31 protein-coding genes are annotated in these 16,684 nt (G+C 59.0%); 13 read left to right on the top strand and 18 right to left on the bottom strand.

Going from position 1 to position 16,684, the window contains the following annotated elements; genetic code table 11:
- Positions 1 to 131 precede the first annotated feature (131 nt).
- The 16 genes from NY023_RS12945 to NY023_RS12870 form a co-directional block, all read right to left on the bottom strand.
- Positions 132 to 641 (bottom strand): acyloxyacyl hydrolase, encoded by a 510-nt coding sequence (locus NY023_RS12945; protein WP_044047015.1) that lies wholly within the window; start codon positions 639 to 641, stop codon positions 132 to 134.
- 238 nt (positions 642 to 879) lie between these two features.
- A complete protein-coding gene (locus NY023_RS12940; protein WP_013972404.1) occupies positions 880 to 1,569 on the bottom strand; it encodes a hypothetical protein in 690 nt (229 codons plus the stop codon).
- On the bottom strand, positions 1,566 to 1,712 hold the full coding sequence (locus NY023_RS12935; protein WP_193384132.1) for a hypothetical protein: 147 nt from the start codon (positions 1,710 to 1,712) through the stop codon (positions 1,566 to 1,568). The genes NY023_RS12940 and NY023_RS12935 overlap by 4 nt, the downstream gene beginning before the upstream one ends.
- Positions 1,709 to 2,311 carry a recombination protein NinG gene (locus tag NY023_RS12930; protein ID WP_013972402.1) on the bottom strand — a complete coding sequence of 201 codons (603 nt, stop codon included), beginning with the start codon at positions 2,309 to 2,311 and terminating at the stop codon, positions 1,709 to 1,711. The genes NY023_RS12935 and NY023_RS12930 overlap by 4 nt, the downstream gene beginning before the upstream one ends.
- Positions 2,302 to 2,616: a hypothetical protein gene (locus NY023_RS12925; RefSeq protein ID WP_044047014.1), complete on the bottom strand. Its 315-nt coding sequence runs from the start codon at positions 2,614 to 2,616 to the stop codon at positions 2,302 to 2,304. Before NY023_RS12925 ends, NY023_RS12930 begins: the two co-directional genes overlap by 10 nt.
- Entirely contained in the window at positions 2,613 to 3,083 is a 471-nt protein-coding gene (locus tag NY023_RS12920; RefSeq protein WP_013972400.1) for a hypothetical protein, read from the bottom strand. Before NY023_RS12920 ends, NY023_RS12925 begins: the two co-directional genes overlap by 4 nt.
- Entirely contained in the window at positions 3,076 to 3,657 is a 582-nt protein-coding gene (locus NY023_RS12915) for an ead/Ea22-like family protein (protein ID WP_013972399.1), read from the bottom strand. The genes NY023_RS12920 and NY023_RS12915 overlap by 8 nt, the downstream gene beginning before the upstream one ends.
- Positions 3,654 to 3,827, bottom strand: a complete 174-nt coding sequence (locus NY023_RS12910; protein ID WP_158308189.1) for a hypothetical protein — start codon at positions 3,825 to 3,827, stop codon at positions 3,654 to 3,656. Before NY023_RS12910 ends, NY023_RS12915 begins: the two co-directional genes overlap by 4 nt.
- Positions 3,824 to 4,126, bottom strand: a complete 303-nt coding sequence (locus NY023_RS12905; RefSeq protein ID WP_044047013.1) for a hypothetical protein — start codon at positions 4,124 to 4,126, stop codon at positions 3,824 to 3,826. The genes NY023_RS12910 and NY023_RS12905 overlap by 4 nt, the downstream gene beginning before the upstream one ends.
- Positions 4,126 to 4,347 carry a hypothetical protein gene (locus NY023_RS12900; RefSeq protein ID WP_044047012.1) on the bottom strand — a complete coding sequence of 74 codons (222 nt, stop codon included), beginning with the start codon at positions 4,345 to 4,347 and terminating at the stop codon, positions 4,126 to 4,128. The genes NY023_RS12905 and NY023_RS12900 overlap by 1 nt, the downstream gene beginning before the upstream one ends.
- A 67-nt stretch (positions 4,348 to 4,414) precedes the next feature.
- Positions 4,415 to 5,050 (bottom strand): hypothetical protein, encoded by a 636-nt coding sequence (locus NY023_RS12895; RefSeq protein ID WP_013972398.1) that lies wholly within the window; start codon positions 5,048 to 5,050, stop codon positions 4,415 to 4,417.
- Positions 5,050 to 6,441 carry a DnaB-like helicase C-terminal domain-containing protein gene (locus NY023_RS12890; RefSeq protein ID WP_013972397.1) on the bottom strand — a complete coding sequence of 464 codons (1,392 nt, stop codon included), beginning with the start codon at positions 6,439 to 6,441 and terminating at the stop codon, positions 5,050 to 5,052. The genes NY023_RS12895 and NY023_RS12890 overlap by 1 nt, the downstream gene beginning before the upstream one ends.
- Complete coding sequence (locus tag NY023_RS12885) at positions 6,438 to 7,262, bottom strand: replication protein (protein ID WP_044047011.1); 825 nt, start codon at positions 7,260 to 7,262, stop codon at positions 6,438 to 6,440. Before NY023_RS12885 ends, NY023_RS12890 begins: the two co-directional genes overlap by 4 nt.
- 299 nt (positions 7,263 to 7,561) lie before the next feature.
- Positions 7,562 to 7,741, bottom strand: coding sequence for a hypothetical protein (locus NY023_RS12880; RefSeq protein WP_044047010.1), 180 nt, complete (start codon positions 7,739 to 7,741; stop codon positions 7,562 to 7,564).
- Positions 7,742 to 7,759: 18 nt separating this feature from the next.
- Positions 7,760 to 7,948 (bottom strand): hypothetical protein, encoded by a 189-nt coding sequence (locus NY023_RS12875; RefSeq protein WP_013972395.1) that lies wholly within the window; start codon positions 7,946 to 7,948, stop codon positions 7,760 to 7,762.
- A gap of 65 nt (positions 7,949 to 8,013) precedes the next feature.
- Positions 8,014 to 8,190, bottom strand: coding sequence for a Cro/CI family transcriptional regulator (locus NY023_RS12870; protein WP_013972394.1), 177 nt, complete (start codon positions 8,188 to 8,190; stop codon positions 8,014 to 8,016).
- Between the two features lie 87 nt (positions 8,191 to 8,277).
- On the opposite strand from NY023_RS12870, the gene NY023_RS12865 reads away from it, so the two are divergent.
- Genes NY023_RS12865 through NY023_RS12855 form a run of 3 tightly spaced genes read left to right on the top strand, consistent with a single transcriptional unit; the run spans position 8,278 to position 10,295 of the window.
- Complete coding sequence (locus NY023_RS12865; RefSeq protein ID WP_013972393.1) at positions 8,278 to 9,132, top strand: XRE family transcriptional regulator; 855 nt, start codon at positions 8,278 to 8,280, stop codon at positions 9,130 to 9,132.
- A 2-nt stretch (positions 9,133 to 9,134) separates the two neighbouring features.
- Complete coding sequence (locus tag NY023_RS12860) at positions 9,135 to 9,374, top strand: hypothetical protein (protein WP_013972392.1); 240 nt, start codon at positions 9,135 to 9,137, stop codon at positions 9,372 to 9,374.
- Between the two features lie 24 nt (positions 9,375 to 9,398).
- A complete protein-coding gene (locus NY023_RS12855) occupies positions 9,399 to 10,295 on the top strand; it encodes a hypothetical protein (RefSeq protein WP_009396426.1) in 897 nt (298 codons plus the stop codon).
- 135 nt (positions 10,296 to 10,430) lie between these two features.
- On the opposite strand, the gene NY023_RS12850 is transcribed toward NY023_RS12855, so the two are convergent.
- A complete protein-coding gene (locus tag NY023_RS12850) occupies positions 10,431 to 10,652 on the bottom strand; it encodes a hypothetical protein (protein ID WP_009396425.1) in 222 nt (73 codons plus the stop codon).
- A gap of 514 nt (positions 10,653 to 11,166) precedes the next feature.
- On the opposite strand from NY023_RS12850, the gene NY023_RS12845 reads away from it, so the two are divergent.
- On the top strand, positions 11,167 to 11,505 hold the full coding sequence (locus NY023_RS12845) for a hypothetical protein (RefSeq protein WP_013972390.1): 339 nt from the start codon (positions 11,167 to 11,169) through the stop codon (positions 11,503 to 11,505).
- A 56-nt stretch (positions 11,506 to 11,561) separates the two neighbouring features.
- Here NY023_RS12845 and NY023_RS12840 read toward each other — a convergent pair whose 3' ends face one another.
- Entirely contained in the window at positions 11,562 to 11,879 is a 318-nt protein-coding gene (locus NY023_RS12840; RefSeq protein WP_044047251.1) for a DUF1654 domain-containing protein, read from the bottom strand.
- A gap of 513 nt (positions 11,880 to 12,392) precedes the next feature.
- Here NY023_RS12840 and NY023_RS12835 point away from each other — a divergent pair.
- From NY023_RS12835 to NY023_RS12800, 9 genes are all read left to right on the top strand, one after another.
- Positions 12,393 to 12,809 (top strand): hypothetical protein, encoded by a 417-nt coding sequence (locus tag NY023_RS12835; RefSeq protein WP_013972389.1) that lies wholly within the window; start codon positions 12,393 to 12,395, stop codon positions 12,807 to 12,809.
- 786 nt (positions 12,810 to 13,595) lie between these two features.
- Entirely contained in the window at positions 13,596 to 13,835 is a 240-nt protein-coding gene (locus tag NY023_RS12830; RefSeq protein WP_238531268.1) for a hypothetical protein, read from the top strand.
- The gene (locus NY023_RS27730) at positions 13,832 to 14,065 is read left to right on the top strand and encodes a DUF551 domain-containing protein (protein WP_038409491.1); all 234 of its coding nucleotides are present in this window, start codon (positions 13,832 to 13,834) and stop codon (positions 14,063 to 14,065) included. The genes NY023_RS12830 and NY023_RS27730 overlap by 4 nt, the downstream gene beginning before the upstream one ends.
- A 20-nt stretch (positions 14,066 to 14,085) precedes the next feature.
- Complete coding sequence (locus tag NY023_RS12825; protein ID WP_044047008.1) at positions 14,086 to 14,334, top strand: hypothetical protein; 249 nt, start codon at positions 14,086 to 14,088, stop codon at positions 14,332 to 14,334.
- 12 nt (positions 14,335 to 14,346) lie between these two features.
- Positions 14,347 to 14,472, top strand: coding sequence for a hypothetical protein (locus NY023_RS12820; RefSeq protein WP_256206997.1), 126 nt, complete (start codon positions 14,347 to 14,349; stop codon positions 14,470 to 14,472).
- A gap of 12 nt (positions 14,473 to 14,484) precedes the next feature.
- Positions 14,485 to 14,901, top strand: coding sequence for a hypothetical protein (locus NY023_RS12815; protein ID WP_013972388.1), 417 nt, complete (start codon positions 14,485 to 14,487; stop codon positions 14,899 to 14,901).
- Positions 14,898 to 15,092 carry a hypothetical protein gene (locus tag NY023_RS12810; RefSeq protein WP_013972387.1) on the top strand — a complete coding sequence of 65 codons (195 nt, stop codon included), beginning with the start codon at positions 14,898 to 14,900 and terminating at the stop codon, positions 15,090 to 15,092. Before NY023_RS12815 ends, NY023_RS12810 begins: the two co-directional genes overlap by 4 nt.
- Complete coding sequence (locus NY023_RS12805; protein ID WP_013972386.1) at positions 15,089 to 15,265, top strand: hypothetical protein; 177 nt, start codon at positions 15,089 to 15,091, stop codon at positions 15,263 to 15,265. Before NY023_RS12810 ends, NY023_RS12805 begins: the two co-directional genes overlap by 4 nt.
- Positions 15,266 to 15,553: 288 nt before the next feature.
- Complete coding sequence (locus tag NY023_RS12800) at positions 15,554 to 16,678, top strand: hypothetical protein (protein ID WP_044047007.1); 1,125 nt, start codon at positions 15,554 to 15,556, stop codon at positions 16,676 to 16,678.
- Positions 16,679 to 16,684: the final 6 nt, after the last annotated feature.

Below are 16,684 nucleotides of genomic sequence, written 5' to 3'. Positions count from 1 at the left end.
CGCGGGCAAGTAAAAACGGTACACAGAGAGTCAGTTACATGGCCAACAGGCTCTATGCCAGGCATCGGCCGGTATGATTACCTAGGCACAAAAAAGCCCGCACAGGGCGGGCAAAGAGGGATCGTGCTTTTTTAAATCTGGTGGCTGTAGAACAGCGAGTATGACTCGATACCGTCGTTGGGCTGCTTAATGCCAGCGTTGGAGTAGTGAATCGCTCGGATACCAACCTTCTGCGTCTCGCCGATCTTCAAGCCCGCACCGATGCGGTCTTCGAAGTTGAAGGCCGAACCAAAGTCCTGGTCACCCGCGGAGGTGCCGGAAAACACCGCAACGCCAATACCCGCCTCAACAAATGGCTTCACATTGCCGCTACCGAACTCATAGACGAACACAGGAGCGAATGAGAGCGAGTGAGCGCCGCCGGAAGCATCTCCGGCCTCCCAATAGGTATACCCAGCATCCCAGTAACCGGTTAGACGGCCCGCGCTGGACTCAAACCAGCTTCTGTCCCAGTTAAAGCCAACGCCTACGCGCGCTGTAATGCCACCTTGACTTGTCGCGCCCAGCGCCCCGGAAAGCTCAGCTGCTCCGGCGGACGCAGCGACAAGGGACAGGGCTGCAGCAGCTAGAACGGTTTTCATAATCACGGTCTTCCATGTTTGTTTAGTTAGCAACCTATCAGAATCATAGTGCTATCAAAACGTTCCGTGTTACAAAAAAAATTTCTATCCGACCTCGCTCGGCGGGTTCCGCCAGGACTCTTGAGGCCCTCTTCGGGCAATAAAAAACCCGGCACGATGGCCGGGTTTTGGTGTGCCACTCCTCAACACGCGCAGGAATGACAGGATGCAAGAATTTTGTTGCACCGTTGCACGGATGTCAAGCGGCATCTGCCATCAAAACGCCTTCCTCCTGAAGTATCTTGCCAGACGCAACCAGCGCCTCGGCCACCATCTCGTCCAGCACCTTCTCGATGGCCTTCTTCCAGCGCCAGTACGTGGTCCGGTTCAGGCCCTGCCCGTCCCACGTGTTGATGTCGTAGAACTCGGCCGGCAGCACGATCATGTCGGTGGAGCGCTTCACGTACTGCTCGCGGCGCGCCTGGCCGGCGTCCTCGGGCATCTCGCCGCCATCCAGGTGCTTGCCCACGCCAGCGGTGAGGGAGTCGAACTCTGCTCGCTCCCGGGCCGCCCGGCTGGCGACCTCATGCCCCGACTGCGCCTGCACGCCCCTCACAGGCGGGATGGCCCAGGCGGTGACCGCCTTGTGCCGGAACAGGTTCGGCGCCTGCGTGGCGATCAGCGGTACCAGCTTGCCGATCGCATCCACCTTCTTGGCCTTGTGGGTCGAGAACCTGGCCGTCAGCGCATTCCAGTGCCGCGGGATCAGCTTGCTGTGCAGGCGGGCGTGCACCCAGCAGTCAACCAGCATCGCCGCATCCTTGCCAGTGATCTCCCCCTTCAGCTTCGAAGCCTGGACCTTCGGCTCGAAGTCTCCGCCACCAACACCGCTCATGGCCTCTGCCGCAAGGGCGCGCACCACTGCCGCCAACACGCTCTGGTACTTCATGGCTTACCCCCTGCCCGCTTTGCCTTGCTCAAAATGAATTCTTCGTAGTACCGCTTGCGGCGCACCGCCCCAGCCCAGGACAACGCCACACCACCCACCACCATGAGGGTGGCCAAAATCAGGAATCCCCATGCTGGTGTCATGCTGCCGCCCTCCTCAGGTCTTTGAGCTTCTGCCTGTACAGGGCCTTGATGGCCTGCAGGTCCTCGATGGTCAGGCGCTGGGGCTTATGAGGCCCTTCGAGCCAGTCCACCTGGTCGGCGCCGATGCGCTTCACCAACCGGATGCGGTACTCGACTGCGTTACCCGACAGGTTCCGGTTGCACTTCACGCACTGGCGGTGGACGTTCAGCGGCTCGAAGCGCAGCTCCGGACAGGCACCCACAGACCGGTAATGGCCGGCGTCCCAGCGGCTGCCGGTGATGAGATCGTTATCGCTCGGTAGCGAGTCGCAGCTGATGCACGGCAGGCCTGCGTCGCGCTCGCGGATGTATGCATTGAACGCGGTCTGCGCCTCGGCCATGTGCTCGCGGCGGGTCTTCAGCTTCTCCCGGCGCTCCTGCAAGTCCTGGCGAGCCTGCTTGGTGATGGCCTTGGCCGCGATCTTCTGCAGCTTCGGGTCTTTGGCCATGGCCTTCGCACAGGCGATGCTGCACACCTTCTGCGTGGTCATGGACGGTTTGAAGGGCTTGCCGCAACCTGGAGCCTTGCACTTCTTCGGCTTGATCTCGGCTATGCGCATGGCTCAGCCTCCTTGGCTTTCTGCTGCTCGGGCTCGAAGTCGCCGCGCAGGGGCATGAGGAATTGCTCTCTGCATGGCCCTTCGGAGGTCGTCACGCCGCGCTTGTCGGTGTACTGGCCCTCGGTCAGCCGAACGAGCCAGATACGGTTCTCCTCGACGTTGTCTACCCAGCCGCCAGCTTCCAGGAAAATCACCCGGTCATCGCCAAGGTATTCAATCAACTCCACCGTTCTGCCCAGCGTCTCGTATGCAGTGAGGGTGCCGACGATCAACGCGAGATCACCCGCCTTGAATTGATGTCTCATGCCGCTTCCTCGCTCAGCAGATCACTGAACACCACACCCTGCGGCGCGAACTCGGCCACGATCCGGTCGGTGTACTGGCAGCCCTGCGCCCGATCGAACAGCCGGGTCACCGGGAAGCCATCCGGACCGAACATCGCGCACGGCCCCATCAGGCGCAGCTTCACCTCATACGGCAGGTGGATGAACGACTCGGCCCAGCCGGTGCGAAACTCATCACAACCGGCACGCATGATCGGCACGCCGAAGTGCAGCTTGCAGTACCGGCGCACGTCCTCGATGTCGCCCATCTCGGTGCTCTTGGCGATCCGGTCGTACATGGCGAACCACAATGCGTTCTGGTCCAGGGTACGGTCCTTGCCTGGGCGCATGCTGACCACGACGAACTTCTTGTCGCGGAACATGCGGGTGAGCATGGTCACAGCCTCGGAGAGCTTGGCCTGGCTGTTGACGCTGATGCGGTCAGCCATGGTTCGCCTCCTTGGCCATGGCCGCCTCAATGATCTCGTCAATGTTGTCGCAGTAGCCGTAGATGTCCTGCACATCGCCTCGGCAGTTCACTACGTCACGGACAGCGCATCTGATATTTCCGTCAACCTGGCCGCTGATTTCGCCCAAGGCCTTGCGCAGAGCCTCGTACTCTGCCTTGAGATCTTCAATGATCTGCTCATATCGCTCCTGCCCGGACTTGTAGTCTTCGTTCTCAGCCTTGAGCTGGTCGATGATGGCTGCACAGGCCCTGCTGGGCAGAACTGGCGAAGACCTCCGCCATTCGGCTACAAGATCTTGTAAGTGCTCGATCTCCGCGAGCAGGGCCAGGATGGTGGCCGGACTGCATGCAAGGAAAAATGCCTCGTCAGCCTCGCCACGGTCGCCCACAAAGCCGAACTCATTGTTCTTGTGGTCAACCTTGAGCACCAGAGAGCCATCGTCACCAGTGCACTCGTACTTGATGCCTCCGCCAGCAGATTCAAGGCGATCGTAATGGCGACCAGGTGTTGCAGCCTCAGCCAGCGCCTTCAGCTTCTCTTTGTCGATGGTCATGGATTGGCCCTCACACAGGATGTACGAACGGTGGTCAAGGTTCCTTCCAGGTCAGCCTTCGCCTTGGTCGCGGCCTGCTGGCATTCATCCGAAGACCCCATTGGAACCGAAGTCAGGGCATACCCGTTGGCGCCCGCGTACAAGACGATCAGGAAAAAGGCGGTGGTCATGGCTTCACCTCACGAGCCTTTACCTTCAGGCCCTGCTCTTCGATCCCATCTACCGCCTCGTCGCGCATATCGTTCCAGCCGCCTTCATAGCTTGCATACGGTGGGGCATCCATTGGGCTCGGCAGCTCCACCACCACGGCCTCGCGGCTGGCCTGCCAGGCCCACATAGCTGCACCCATAAGAGCCATGCTGTCTTCATGCTGCGCGGCTACAACCTCGGCGATTCCGCACCCAAACTTGGCTCGAAACGCAGCGTCGAACTGCGCTTCCATTTCTGCCGGCATCTTGTTGGTGTCCATCAGTGCTTCTCCCTGGCTACGAGCATGGCGTCCGCGAAGTCGTAAGCGGCTGCGGAGTACTGCGGCATGGTTGTGTGGTTATGGCGATTGCCTTGGGCATCGGTGTAACCCCAGCCGCCGGAGATGATCATGGCGTTCAGTGCGGTCATCGCGATCTCATCACGCAGGCGCACCAGGTCATCTGGTGTGCCGGCCGCGATTGCTTTTGCTGGTCTGGACATCACATCCCCTCCCCGGCCGGCTGCCCGGCGCGCTTGATGTTCAACTTGGCCAGCAGGTGTGCGCGGTTCATGCTGCCTCCTTGCGAGCATTGAGCTTCTCGACGAACTTGGTGAGCGCCCATTCGCAGCGGCTCATTTGGCCGTGCATGGCGGACTTCTCCGAGTTGGCTTCGCGGCTGACGCCGGCCAGGTAGCGCTCGCGAACGCTGCGATCCATGGCGGCCACTGCTGAGCTCTGGGCGATTTCGTAGATATGCAATGCGCCAGGGTGCGGCTGCTTCATACCGACACGCAGGTAGCCGTGGTATGCGTCCTTACCAAGCCCATGCTCGATCAGGCCATGCATCTCGTGAGTGCTGAACTCGACGGTTCGGCCGGCATACAGGACAAGCAGCCGCGCACCGCCGACACCAGGTAACATGAACTGCATGTCGCCATAAGCGATCACCACCGGGCAGCCGGTAGCGGCGCTGGCGTCCATGGCCTTTTCGCGCTCGATTTCCGTTGGATGAGGGCCTTTCACCTCAACGAACAGGCCGGCCCGAGGCAGGTAGAAGTCAGGCAGATAAGCTCCGTGCCGGGTTTTCACCAGGCGCGGCTCATACAGCCAGTCGATGTTCAGGGCGTCCATCATGTCGGCCCAGCGAGTTTCGGAGTGCGAGCGCATGAGATAGCCACCGCGTACGAAAATTGTCTGGCTCATCAGTGCGCACCTTTGAAGTTATTCATCATCGACCTTGCCGAGCGGCGCGGGGCTGGAGCGGTCCGCTCTTCCTCCTCGCGATCACAGTGGGCAGCGTTTACGAAGCGGGCGTACTCACCCTGGAACTGAAGGAGGCAGCCTTTCGGTTGGGCGTGCCGAACTTTCACCACGTCGACTTCAGTGATGCCATTGCGGCCACGTTCTGAGTCGTTGTCGCGATGCGCCATGATGATGACGTCGGCGTCCTGCTCAATCTCGCCCGAGTCGCGCAGGTCGCTCATCTTCGGCTTCGGATCGGCGCGGTTCTCGATGCCACGGTTCAGCTGGGCCAGAACCACCACAGGAATGCCAAGCTCCTTTGCCAGGGCCTTGAAGCCGCGGGTATACGAGCCCAACTCAAGGTTGCGGTTCTGGATGCGGCTGTTCGGATCGGTTGCGATCAAGCTCAGGTAGTCGATCACAATCAGGTCCAGCTTCTTGGCTCGGTGCTGGAACCTGGCGATGCTGCAGATGCGGGAGAACGTGAGCGCCCCCTTGTCGCAAATGCGGATATCGGCTGCCGACAGCTTTGCCACCGCTGCCGTGATCCGGGCAGAAGCATCCTCGTTCATGACCGCTTCGCCGTTTTCAATCCAGTTCTGGCTTACGCCCGCGACCGCTGCAAGCGAGCGCTTGGCCAGTTCCTTGAATGGCATTTCCAGCGAGAAGACCAGCGAAGCTCCGCCCTTCAGGGCAACCCTGTCAGCCAAGCTGGTACCCAGCACCGTTTTCCCGGTACCTGGGCGGCCAGCGATGATGACCAGGTTTCCCGGTCGCGCAGTCTTGACGATCTTGTCCAGTTCGATCAGGCCGAAGTCCTGCCCCATGACCTGAACACCGTCCAGACGATCCTGCATGTCCTCGAACACCGGGCCGAGGGCCTGCTTCATGGTCACGACATCCGGGGTCTCTTCCTGCGCGTTCAGCTCAAGCACCAGGGACTGAGCCAGCGAGATCTGCTCAGGAATACTGCCACCGGTCATCGCGAGGTCCATGATGCGTTGCCCGGCCTCATACAGCCGGCGAGCCTTGGCGCGCTCGACAACGATCTTGGCGTAGTGGCGACCGTTTGCTGCGCTCGGGACCTGGTACATGATCTCTGCGGCATAGGCGATCGTGATCTGGCCGCTCGGCAGTTCCGAGCGAATCTCAGACAGGGTGATCGGGTCCGGCACCATCTTCTTCGAGTGGCAGGCAAGAATCAGGGCGTACAGCGTGCCGTTGTCATCGGTGCTGAAGTCGGCCAGGTCGAGGAATGCGCCGATGTCTTCACACAGGTCAGGCTGATGCATGAGCGCACCCAGCACGCCGTGCTCCGCTTCCATCGCAACCAATGGGCGTTCCATGCTCATACGGCCTCCAGAACTTTCAGGACTTTGTCCTGACGGGTCAGGAACTCAATGTCAGCAGTCCATCCGCTGTCATTCGAGCCGGTCCAATGCCGGTTGGTCAGGCAGTCGTTGAAATACCCCTCCCAGAACTCACTGGTGCGGAACGGGTACGAGCCGTTGATCTCCAGGTTCCAGCAATTGCGGATCTGGCGCTTGCGCTTCTCATTGAGCTTCAGGCAGCGCGGCAGGCGACCACCACAGACTCGGTTGTACAGGTCCATGATCTTGTTGAACGGGATGCGCTCGGCCTTGGGGTCATCAGGTTGAACAGGTTCGGGGGTGGCCTGCTGTTCCGCTCCAGATTCCGAAACCTGGTCCGTCGCAGCGACAGCGGCGACAACTGCGTTAGCAGTAGTTTTTGTATTTATGTCTTTTATGTGTGTAATTTTCGACACAGTGGCAAGTGTCTTTTCTACACAGTGTGTAGATTTCGACACAGTGGATTTCTGGTCAATTTTCCACTCGGAAACAGGCAGGAAAGTGATCGGGTCGCGGCTGCCGCCGTCACGGAACAGCACCCGCTGACGGATCAGGGAGTTGATCGTGCGAGAGACGTTTGCACGCTCAGCGATGGCCTTGGCTTCGTCCTGATACATCATCTTGGCGATGTACAGCGCAGCCACCTTTACGGCTTCCTGGTTGTAACCTGCGGTGAGGCGGTGGATTGCCAGAGCCACGCGAAGCTCACGCCCCGACAGGTCTGCCGCGATCAGGGCCTCGTACAGATCGTTTTCCATCCGGGTAAACCCCCCGGCCGATTTGAGAGAGATGACGTTACTCATGGGCTGCTCCAGGGCGCGGGGCAGCCAGGAACGCATGCAGGTGATGCAAGCATTCACGGACGAGCTGTCGTTTGGATTGTCGCGAGTACTGGGCTCGGACCTGGCGAGCGGCACTCACTGCCAGCTCGAAATGATTGCGCGCCACGAAATCGTGGTTCGCATTTTGTGGCGCGGGCCGGATGAGGGCCTGTACACTTGGGGTCTGTGGATGCATAATTGGTCTCACTTTTATGCGTTGCAGAGAGCCGGGGTGCCACCCGGCTTTTTTGTGCCCATAATTCGGGCTTATCAGGGCCTGTTCAGGCCTTTCGATGAAACGGGGTCACGACTCCTCGCGGGTTGCGAGGCTTGGTTCGGTTGGCCAGTTCTCGACGGATCAGCTCAGCTGCCAGCGCCTCAGGGCTTACGCCCCTTCTCATCGCCTCTTTCTCCAGCTGCTCCATCTGCCCCTGGTCCAATCCGATTTCTTCAATCGGCATGGGGCCTCCTACGGGCCTTCAGGCCACGTTCTGATCGCCGGTATTCTCCGAAGCCAGGGCGGCCAATTGAGCTTCGAGCAGCTCACGGCAGAGCACAGCGCGCTGGGTGCGGTGAAACTTGGCCAGCGCCTGAATCAGTTCGAACGTGTCCTCATCGACCCGGACCTTGATCTCACGGTCGTGCAGGTGCTTGGGGTTGGCGTACATGCTGGCACTGCTCCTTGCGGCTATTGAAGTTTCTGAAGGCGTTTGTGTGGATCGGAGCGGCATGACTAAGCGGCTTGAGTTTTTTGCTCAGCCTTAAGCGCTCCCTGGGTGATCCGCTCGATTTGGTACTGGCGAAGCTCAGGCACTCCATCCCACTGGCGCACAGCCTCGTAGGTGACGCTGAGGGCTTTCGCCAGCGCCGAAACGGAGCCGAAATGCTGGATTGCTTGTGTCTTGGTCATGGCGACCTCCTTTACTTACCCGATATTCAAGCATGCTTGTGATTTCAAGGCAAGCATGCTTGTCAAGCTTCCTTGTAGATTGCTCGCATGAAAATCACTGATCGAATCTCAAAACTCGTCCTGACACGAAAGCCTGCCGTAGGTGCTCGTGGGCTTAAGCGCGATATCGCCACCTCCTGCGGCATCAGTTATGAGGCTGTGCGTCAGTGGTTTGCTGGCGACACGGGCAACATCAAGAATGAGAACTTGGTTCAGCTAGCAGACAAGTACGACACCACTGTCGACTGGCTACTGTCTGGCAAAGGCGAGCCGCCGCGCAGAGGCGATGCGTCTACACATGGAAAGTCCCAGATCAGCAGCGGTGCCGCTGAAAAGGTCATGGAGATGATCCGCAAGCACGCAGGCAAAAGCCTTGACGCGGAAGCGCAGGAAAAGATCGCAGCGGCAGCGCTGACGGCGGCAGGCGAGGCTCAGGGAAAAGTGATTCAGGCCGACTTCTCGGGATTGAAGGCAAAACCAGAAGAAATCGTGATCCGTCAGTACGATGTGCGTGCCTCAATGGGTCATGGCCAGGTGCCAAGTGACTACAACGAGGTGATCCGCAACCTGATCATTCGTGAGGATGTGCTACGCGAAAAAGGCGTGACATACACCTCCCCCCATTCGCTGGCGATGATTACCGGCTGGGGTCAGTCGATGGAGGGGACGATTAACGACAAGGATCCGGTGATCGTTGATCGTGGAGTCAATGAATTTGTTGGTGACGGAATCTACGTCATAACGTGGCAAGAAATGCTGTACATCAAGCGTCTACAAATTCATGACGCAGAACACTTCGACATGATCTCTGACCACGAAAAGCACAAGGATCGAGTGGTCCCGATTGGAGATGTAACCATTCATGCCAAGGTTCTTTTGATCTGGAACGCCAGGAAGGCCTAGCCATGCCCCTAACCAAGCCCAACCAAGACCTCCGCCGCGACCTCCAGGGCCTGGCCTCCGACCTGAAGTGGTCGGCGGTCGAGCTGATGCGGATTGCTGAACGACTGAGCCTGGCTGGAAACGAGCATGACGCCCAGGCAGTGATCAGGATCTGCCAGGTGATGCAGGCTGGGGAGGATCGGTTGGTGGGGTATGGGGATGAGGTGATGGCGGGGCGCATCAGTCGCAGCGAGAACCAATAAAGCGCTTATTCGATAGAGAAGAGAATGGAATCGATTCATCAAATCAAGCTAGCCTCCGAGATGCCTGTAACCTACACCGGAAGGATTACAGACCAGCACCTTATCGACGCCTCTCAGTTTTCTCGCTCGCTCGCAGGCATGAGTCGGCTTTACTCATTGATTGGGCATTACTGTCTCACCTTAGAAGTGCCCGCCCCCAGGGCTCAATTGCCCTTTCAGTGTTTTTCCAGGCCTAGCAAGGAAGGATCATACGCTGCCTACCTAACACTGGCCCATGTAGCGAATGAGTACCAGCTTTTTGCAGACGTTTACAAGGATGCGCTAGACTGGCTAATCTCAAAAGTCATGGGTTTTGTCAAAGACGCCCTCACAGGTAACGGCAACGTGAAAGAACTGGTTGAAGTCATCTCGCAGCAGGCAAAGGCTTCTGCCGAGCTCAACACGTTGCTGGCAAACAGCTTGTCAACAGCACACGGTGACGTGGTGAAGTTGCAAGAAAAATTGATAGAAACTCTGCCCCATCTTGTGTCGGCCGCCAAACCTGCATACCGATCCGCAACCACTCCTGTCGGCAAAAGCTGTAACGCCATGGTCCAATTCGGCGGAACCAGTGAAGAAATTCTCATCTCGGAAGCAGAGGCTATGGCGATGCGCTCAGATGCCGATCTCGAGGTAGGGGCTGCAGCTGAATTCGTTCTTGAGCGAATGGTTGCCCTCAACGTGAATACTGGCCTATGCCGTGTAAAAATTGAGGGGGAGTCCTCCTTGGTGTCAGGACAGGTGGTAGATATCGAGCTATCCATGCCGAACAACCCATATTCCAAAGCGCTGAATGAGCATTCAGCCATGCGCGTCAGGGCGAAGCCCGTCTTCAAAGATGGTGCGCTTTATAGGCTGTTCATTAGCGAAGCCATCCAGTGAATGACGGCCCGCCTCGGCGGGCTTTTTCATGCCTTCACGCTTTTTTCACGCCCTACCCTGCACAGTCAAGGCTCATCCGCTTCCCTACGTTAGCCCGCATTGCAGTGCGGGCTTTTCTTTGGGCGCCACACACCCTCACCCGTGCATCCGTAGCGCAGCATTCGCCGTTCGGATCAGCACCAACCACTCTTGAAAGTCGATCAGGCCCCGATGCCTGAGGTCAGCAGCTGCGTTAATGGCTGTGGAGTAACGCTCTTCGCTTAGCGGGACCCCTGCATAGGTTTCTTTCCATGCTTCTAGAGCATTCGGTCTTTCCTGCTGCTCCTGCTTACTCAGCGACTCGAAATCCTGCTTCATCAACGCGCCCTAACCTTTAGATTAATCGTTTCAGCAATTATACCTATGGCTAGGATGGAAAGATTCAACTACGCGACGAGCGTGACTTTACAGCAGAGTTTTTTGTGTGTTCGTGATGGCTGATGGCCATAGTGGTAGGATGGCGCATCAGCAGATCCGCGAAAGGAATCCCATGCCGCTCATCACCTGCCCTGATTGTCAGCGCGAAATTTCAGACTCAGCACCGGCCTGTCCCGGGTGTGGGAGGCCTGCATATAGGTCGGCCCGGAGATCTCTGGCATACTCGGCCGTTAAAAATTTCCTGGTAGCCGGGGCATGCTTCGGCGCTCTTTACTGGATATTTTCAGGGGCAATCCCAGATCCCAGTTCCGAGCAGTCAGGGCCAGCTGAAGATTACTCTTCTGGTTGGCCAGCAGGACCTAACGTAGCGGGCTTTTCAAAAGACCTGCGTGAGCACGGTAAAAGCCTATGCACCGTCTTCATAACGCCATCAGGTCGCGACAGCCCGATACTCATGATTCAAAAACATAGCGACCAAAACCTTCTCCACCTCAAGCTCTACAATCAAAACTGGTCCTACCCAAAAGACACCTGGGGCAAGCTAAGCGTTGAGTTTCCCGATGGCAACCCGCTTACCCTGAATGGATTCAGATCTGGCCGGGTAGTTGACGCAACCATTCCGACCGCAGCTACTGTCGCTTTCGTTACCAAATTCCGTGAGACAGCCTGGATCATGGTCGTGCAGGCTGGGGAGCAGGAGCCAGCCTGGCGGGTAGATCTGTCCGGGGCGGCGGAGAATATGGTGAAGCTCAACAAGTGCGCCCTAGAGCAGGCCTCGCTACCACCCCAGTAGCGCTGAGAAATTCAACTAATCAACAAGCCCGCCTAGCGCGGGCTTTTTTGTGCTTGTCAGAAAGGCGCCTCCTCTTCGACCGAATCAACCTCCTCCTCTTCCAATACCAAGTCCTCGTCAGTCGGCTTCTCCCATTCAATCAGCACGTCACCATCATCTTGGAATGTCAGGCTAACACCGTCTGTCTCGCCAAGCGCCTCCATAACCTCGTCCCAGGCCTGATCCGTATCGGTTTCCAGTCGGTGAACCAATGCGGAGCACCGCTCTTGAGCTCTTGGTGAATTGATCATCGCTGATATCCGCAGCCCAAGACGCTCTGCGCCTGTCATTTGGCGAGCTTCGGGCTTTGCCGCTTTCTTCGATTTCCCTGTCATGGCCATCTCATTTCTTGTTACTGGATATCCATACAGTAAAGATATTTTTCACAAGCTTGCTTGCATTCGAAGTGCAAGCATGCTTTTATAAATGCAAGCCGACTTGCATAGCAAAACACAAGCGAAGTTGGTTAGGGCCTCAAAAGACCCTCTGCTCTTTCACATTGATGGGAACCTCGCGGATCGATCCCCGGAAACGGGAAGCCCCTTGCGGGCATCGCTGAAAGGCGAACAGCGCGAGCAATAAATTCGATCCCCATGCCAGCTCTGGAACTGGCCAGCTCGAAATCAGGCGCTTACGGCGCGGATGGAGGGTTGAGCTGCAAACGCTCCCTGCCAGGTAGCCCTCAGAACGGGCTGATGCACTGGTACAGCGGGCCACGCCGGGGAACCGGTGGAGGCTGCAGCAACGAAGGAATCGCCCAGGCCACCGTGGCGTGTAACGGAGCCAGCAGGATTTCCTCGATGCCCTTCTCACGAGGGGTATCAGGGAAATCACACGGGAGTCACAACATGAGTGTTGATGCATACGCCGGGATCGACCCGGCACGGAAACGCTGCTGCGCCGTTGGCGAGGCGGATGCCCATAACGTGATGGAGGCGTTGCGGGATGGCCTGATTGTCGTCCCGGTTTCGGTCGATACGGCCAGGATGATTTGGGGTAGTGAGCCGGTTGATATCTACGCCATCGCCCTTGGCGGAAGCGTAACTCCCGCCAAGGTGGAAGGCCTAAGCGCCCAGCAAATTGAACGGTTTCGTCAGATCGTTCAGGAGATCTCGACCGACGAGAAAGTTAGCTTCGATGAGGCATTCTCAATCGCTTCAAATCACCTGGCCTACTGGGTCAGCGAGATGCCCAAGGGAAGACAAGCTAAAGCGTGTGGCTCTGCTCAGTCCACATACAGCCAGGCCGACCAATCGGACGACTGACAAACGAATACGGAAGCATTTCTGTGAGGGGATTGCGGATTAGCGACAGCGCGCACCCTGTCACGAAGCTGTGCTGAATTTAGCTGGCTTGATCCGAAGTAGGATCCAGTTGGTAGCCGGTATTCATGCCCATCATCGAATCTCACCGTCCTATTCAGCCCCAGCGCGGCCATGCCGTCGTGCAGGTCACTGTAGTCATCGCCCTTCGCGCTAAATAACTCAACACGCACAAAATATTCCGCCATACCGATGTTCCTTATCTCGACTGTGGAGATCGGAGCATAGGGTTTTCCCTCGACTGTGGAAAGCGAGGAAACAGGGAGCCTGCCCCTGTAAAAACAGGCTTCCATCACCAGCGCAGAGCGCCCTGCCCCATCAGTTCAGGGGAAACAGTTCACAGGGTGCTCTGCGGTGTTGATGAATGCGCAGGCTGATGCGCGAGCTCATGGAAGCGGGACCTGTATACCTCAGTACTGTGTGCGACCAATGCCGGAGATCAGCGCCGGCCATCAACACCACCCATCCCTTGACTGCCAGGAAAGACTGGCCCGATGCCCTGCTCCCCATCGCAGGGTGCATTGGAGAGGGCTTTTGTAAATCGCACCTATCCCGGCGCCGGGCTAAGTCAGCCATTGGCTGATGGTGTGGAGAAAGCCCTCTACCGATACACCCCGCATCCCCTTACATTCACATACGACCGCATTGGCAGGCGCCAGGCCACCTTTCACGGTGGGTTTGGTCACCTTCGCCTGGCTCCTGGCCAATGCGGTTCAAGAGGACCTCGCAATGTGCGATTGCAGACAGAAATTCGAGCAAGCCGCAATAGAGCGGCACCCGGAAATCACCGGCGCCAAGGCTACCTTGCAGGGTTACATGCTCATTCCGGCAGGACGCCAGTACGCGGAATGCGAAATCGTAGGCACCAGAACCACCGCCAAAGGCAAGGAAGTGAAGGCCAAGGCAACCATCAACGTGCTTGGCAACTACTGCATGTTCTGCGGCGAGAAGCACCCGGAGGCAGCATGAGCGGCTGGATCAAATGCAGCGACAGGCTGCCGGAGGTTGGGACCAGGGTTCTTGCTTGGAACGAACAATACGGTGCCCGTGAGTCGCTTTACCGCGAATACGGCAAGGGCTCGATTGCTCACTCCCTCGGATATCCGCCGTACTTCTCGTGGGAAGAGCCGCAAAGCAGTTGGGCTTCAAGCTGGAAACCGACCCACTGGCAGCCCCTCCCTTCCCCACCCACCGAGTAACCCACCACCTGGAGGCGACTATGGCCGTCACAGTCGAGACTGCTGCCGTCTTCCGTGGCGGCGGTCGTCGCTGGTTCACGCTGCGCGCCGCATGCGCAGCAGAAGCGCGGGCGCTGCTCAACAAGCACTGTGATTGCGACTACTGCGATCACGAAGGCTATGGCAGAGAGCACCTCTACTGCCGCCTTCACCACCCCGACCGATACCCGCGAATCATGCAGCGCCTGACCAAAGGCCTCATGCGGCGCTATCGAGCATCCCAACCGTAACTGGAGGCGACCATGGCCGAGCACAGCAAGGAATACCAGAAAGGCTACGACGCCCGCCAAGACGGCGAGCCAATGAATCACAGTAAGTCCAGCGACTGGCAGTGTGGCTGGTGGGCTGCTGAACACGAAATCGGATAACTGGAGGCGACCATGGGCGCACTTCGAGCAGCACAATGGCAGTACGACCATGCTGAGCCGGAAGACGACTCGGCGTATCAGGAAGCGGCGCAGAACTGGATCGCGAGCAAGGCCGAGGAGCTGGTCGGTGGCTGCGATGTTCTGATCCCGCAGCGTTTTGGCGGCCCGGTGGGCGTGCGCCAAGAGCAGTTCGTAGCCAAGGTCGCCGAGCACCTTCGGTCGCTGCAGGAAGCCGAGCAGGACGATATCACCGCCCTCGCCCAGCTTCTTCTACAGGCCCTGACCGGCGGCCCGGTGAAAAGCATGGTCGAGGACATCGTCGGCCAGAGCAATCACGCAAACGGCAAGCTGTACGAGATCGCCGAGGCAATGCTTGAGCAGTACGTCGACCAGGGCCTGAGCTACGACGCCGACGAGGCAAGGCTATGAGAAGCCCCCATGTCCTGATCGACGAAGAGCTTGAGGTCATGGCTCACCCTGAGACGCCACTGACCTGGCAGGCCGTGGTCCTCAAGCTCCTCACCAAAATGCTGGACGACCAGCGCATCACCATCGAAGAGTTCAACCACTACTGCGGGCGCCTCAACAAGATCGTTGATGGGCGCAAGGAGGTTGCATGACCACGCCAATCGTTAAATCGCTGATCGACGAGCAAATCGAGGAAGTGCAGGCCGCCCAAGTGCGCGGCACTTTACGTTTCCCGGTGGGTATGCGTGTGGCAGACCTGCCCTACCCGATCAAGGCCGACTGGCTGAAGCGCCGGCCAATCGCCCGTCCGAGGCCTTGCCCGTGACCCGGTACCAGCGCGCCCGCCGCATCGCGGCTTGGCGCGGCTCCTTCTCGATGCTCTTCGCCTGCACCTTCTTCATGCTTGCCAGCGCACTGGCCGGCAGCATCACTTCCTGAATCTACGTAGCCGAGCACGGCGGCCCTTCGGGATAACCGTACCCCTTCGGGAGCGTAAGCGGCGAGAGCGCGCAACCATCCACCGCAGCCAGGGCCTGGAGCGTACCTCCGTGCCTGGGTGACCTGGCGATTCCCTATTCCAACTGACGGCGCCGGCCTGGCGCGAGGTTTTCTAATGTCCGCAGAACAGAAACTGATCGCGATCGAAGAGATCAGCGAGGCGAACGCCCCGGCCATTTACGTGGCCGGCGGCCTGAAGCAATTCATCGACCTGGTGAAGGCTGAGGTCGAAGGCGAAGTACCCGACCTGACCACCCGCAAGGGCCGCGAACGCATTGCCAGCCTGGCCGCCAAGGTCAGCAAATCGAAGACCGCCGTAGAGAAGCCGGGCCGCGACTACCTGCGCCGGCTCAAGGAAATGCCGAAGGTGGTCGAGGCCGAGCTGCGTGAGTTCGTGACCAAGATGGACGCGCTGCGGGACGAGACGCGCCGGCCGCTCACCGAGTGGGAACAGGCCGAGGCCGAGCGAGTTAAAGGACATGAGATGCGCATGCTTGGCCTTCGTTCAGAAGCCTCTGATCTCGGATCGCTCAGCAGCGACGAGTTACTGAGCAGCATTGCCAGAGTGGAGGCCGTTGCCCTGGATGAAACCTGGGAAGAGTTCGCAGCCGAGGCCGGCCAGGCTAAAGACCAGGTTCTGGCCGCTCTGCGTGAAGCTCTGACCGCGCGGCAGAAGTACGACGCCGAGCAAGCCGAGTTGGCCCGCCTGCGCCGCGAAGCTGAAGAGCGCGCCGAGCAAGACCGCATCAGGCTGGCACAAGAGGCCGCGGTTGAGGCCGAGCGCCAGCGCGTGGCCCAGCAGCAGCAAGCCGAGCGCGAAGCGGCGGCACGCCGCGAGCAGGAACTGATTGACCAGGCCGCTGCGCAAGAGCGCGAAGCCGAGAACCAGCGTCTCCAGCTCAAATTGCAGGCGGAGCAAGCCGAACGTGCCCGGGTTCAGGCTGAAGCCGATCGCGTTGCCGCCGAGCAGCGGATGGAGCAGGAGCGTCAGGCGGCCGCCCGCCGGCAAGAGGAAGCAGCCGAGCAGGCCCGCCAGGACGAGCGCCGCCGCGCTGATGCCGCTGCCGCGGAGATTCTTCGCCAGCAAGAAGCTCGAGAGGCCGACAAGGCGCACCGGGCGAGCATCAACCGCGCCGCCCTGGAAGCCTTCATGGCCGAGGGCATGCCTGAAGCGTGCGCCAAGCAAGCGGTCACCCTGATCGCCCAGCGCAAGATCCCGAATATCGCCATTTCCTACTGAGGCACC

The organism is Pseudomonas sp. NBB, assembly GCF_032701105.1.
Classification (GTDB): Bacteria; Pseudomonadota; Gammaproteobacteria; order Pseudomonadales; family Pseudomonadaceae; genus Aquipseudomonas; species Aquipseudomonas asiatica.
Note: the sequence above shows the minus strand (reverse complement) of the source record. Positions and strands in the feature narration are given on the sequence as shown.

What these genes read in the sequence shown, in the direction of transcription:
- NY023_RS12945 (WP_044047015.1), bottom strand. Translation starts at nt 641, where the DNA reads ATGAAAACCGTTCTAGCTGCTGCAGCCCTGTCCCTTGTCGCTGCGTCC.
- NY023_RS12940 (WP_013972404.1), bottom strand. Translation starts at nt 1,569, where the DNA reads ATGAAGTACCAGAGCGTGTTGGCGGCAGTGGTGCGCGCCCTTGCGGCA.
- NY023_RS12935 (WP_193384132.1), bottom strand. Translation starts at nt 1,712, where the DNA reads ATGACACCAGCATGGGGATTCCTGATTTTGGCCACCCTCATGGTGGTG.
- NY023_RS12930 (WP_013972402.1), bottom strand. Translation starts at nt 2,311, where the DNA reads ATGCGCATAGCCGAGATCAAGCCGAAGAAGTGCAAGGCTCCAGGTTGC.
- NY023_RS12925 (WP_044047014.1), bottom strand. Translation starts at nt 2,616, where the DNA reads ATGAGACATCAATTCAAGGCGGGTGATCTCGCGTTGATCGTCGGCACC.
- NY023_RS12920 (WP_013972400.1), bottom strand. Translation starts at nt 3,083, where the DNA reads ATGGCTGACCGCATCAGCGTCAACAGCCAGGCCAAGCTCTCCGAGGCT.
- NY023_RS12915 (WP_013972399.1), bottom strand. Translation starts at nt 3,657, where the DNA reads ATGACCATCGACAAAGAGAAGCTGAAGGCGCTGGCTGAGGCTGCAACA.
- NY023_RS12910 (WP_158308189.1), bottom strand. Translation starts at nt 3,827, where the DNA reads ATGACCACCGCCTTTTTCCTGATCGTCTTGTACGCGGGCGCCAACGGG.
- NY023_RS12905 (WP_044047013.1), bottom strand. Translation starts at nt 4,126, where the DNA reads ATGGACACCAACAAGATGCCGGCAGAAATGGAAGCGCAGTTCGACGCT.
- NY023_RS12900 (WP_044047012.1), bottom strand. Translation starts at nt 4,347, where the DNA reads ATGTCCAGACCAGCAAAAGCAATCGCGGCCGGCACACCAGATGACCTG.
- NY023_RS12895 (WP_013972398.1), bottom strand. Translation starts at nt 5,050, where the DNA reads ATGAGCCAGACAATTTTCGTACGCGGTGGCTATCTCATGCGCTCGCAC.
- NY023_RS12890 (WP_013972397.1), bottom strand. Translation starts at nt 6,441, where the DNA reads ATGAGCATGGAACGCCCATTGGTTGCGATGGAAGCGGAGCACGGCGTG.
- NY023_RS12885 (WP_044047011.1), bottom strand. Translation starts at nt 7,262, where the DNA reads ATGAGTAACGTCATCTCTCTCAAATCGGCCGGGGGGTTTACCCGGATG.
- NY023_RS12880 (WP_044047010.1), bottom strand. Translation starts at nt 7,741, where the DNA reads ATGCCGATTGAAGAAATCGGATTGGACCAGGGGCAGATGGAGCAGCTG.
- NY023_RS12875 (WP_013972395.1), bottom strand. Translation starts at nt 7,948, where the DNA reads ATGTACGCCAACCCCAAGCACCTGCACGACCGTGAGATCAAGGTCCGG.
- NY023_RS12870 (WP_013972394.1), bottom strand. Translation starts at nt 8,190, where the DNA reads ATGACCAAGACACAAGCAATCCAGCATTTCGGCTCCGTTTCGGCGCTG.
- NY023_RS12865 (WP_013972393.1), top strand. Translation starts at nt 8,278, where the DNA reads ATGAAAATCACTGATCGAATCTCAAAACTCGTCCTGACACGAAAGCCT.
- NY023_RS12860 (WP_013972392.1), top strand. Translation starts at nt 9,135, where the DNA reads ATGCCCCTAACCAAGCCCAACCAAGACCTCCGCCGCGACCTCCAGGGC.
- NY023_RS12855 (WP_009396426.1), top strand. Translation starts at nt 9,399, where the DNA reads ATGGAATCGATTCATCAAATCAAGCTAGCCTCCGAGATGCCTGTAACC.
- NY023_RS12850 (WP_009396425.1), bottom strand. Translation starts at nt 10,652, where the DNA reads ATGAAGCAGGATTTCGAGTCGCTGAGTAAGCAGGAGCAGCAGGAAAGA.
- NY023_RS12845 (WP_013972390.1), top strand. Translation starts at nt 11,167, where the DNA reads ATGATTCAAAAACATAGCGACCAAAACCTTCTCCACCTCAAGCTCTAC.
- NY023_RS12840 (WP_044047251.1), bottom strand. Translation starts at nt 11,879, where the DNA reads ATGACAGGGAAATCGAAGAAAGCGGCAAAGCCCGAAGCTCGCCAAATG.
- NY023_RS12835 (WP_013972389.1), top strand. Translation starts at nt 12,393, where the DNA reads ATGAGTGTTGATGCATACGCCGGGATCGACCCGGCACGGAAACGCTGC.
- NY023_RS12830 (WP_238531268.1), top strand. Translation starts at nt 13,596, where the DNA reads ATGTGCGATTGCAGACAGAAATTCGAGCAAGCCGCAATAGAGCGGCAC.
- NY023_RS27730 (WP_038409491.1), top strand. Translation starts at nt 13,832, where the DNA reads ATGAGCGGCTGGATCAAATGCAGCGACAGGCTGCCGGAGGTTGGGACC.
- NY023_RS12825 (WP_044047008.1), top strand. Translation starts at nt 14,086, where the DNA reads ATGGCCGTCACAGTCGAGACTGCTGCCGTCTTCCGTGGCGGCGGTCGT.
- NY023_RS12820 (WP_256206997.1), top strand. Translation starts at nt 14,347, where the DNA reads ATGGCCGAGCACAGCAAGGAATACCAGAAAGGCTACGACGCCCGCCAA.
- NY023_RS12815 (WP_013972388.1), top strand. Translation starts at nt 14,485, where the DNA reads ATGGGCGCACTTCGAGCAGCACAATGGCAGTACGACCATGCTGAGCCG.
- NY023_RS12810 (WP_013972387.1), top strand. Translation starts at nt 14,898, where the DNA reads ATGAGAAGCCCCCATGTCCTGATCGACGAAGAGCTTGAGGTCATGGCT.
- NY023_RS12805 (WP_013972386.1), top strand. Translation starts at nt 15,089, where the DNA reads ATGACCACGCCAATCGTTAAATCGCTGATCGACGAGCAAATCGAGGAA.
- NY023_RS12800 (WP_044047007.1), top strand. Translation starts at nt 15,554, where the DNA reads ATGTCCGCAGAACAGAAACTGATCGCGATCGAAGAGATCAGCGAGGCG.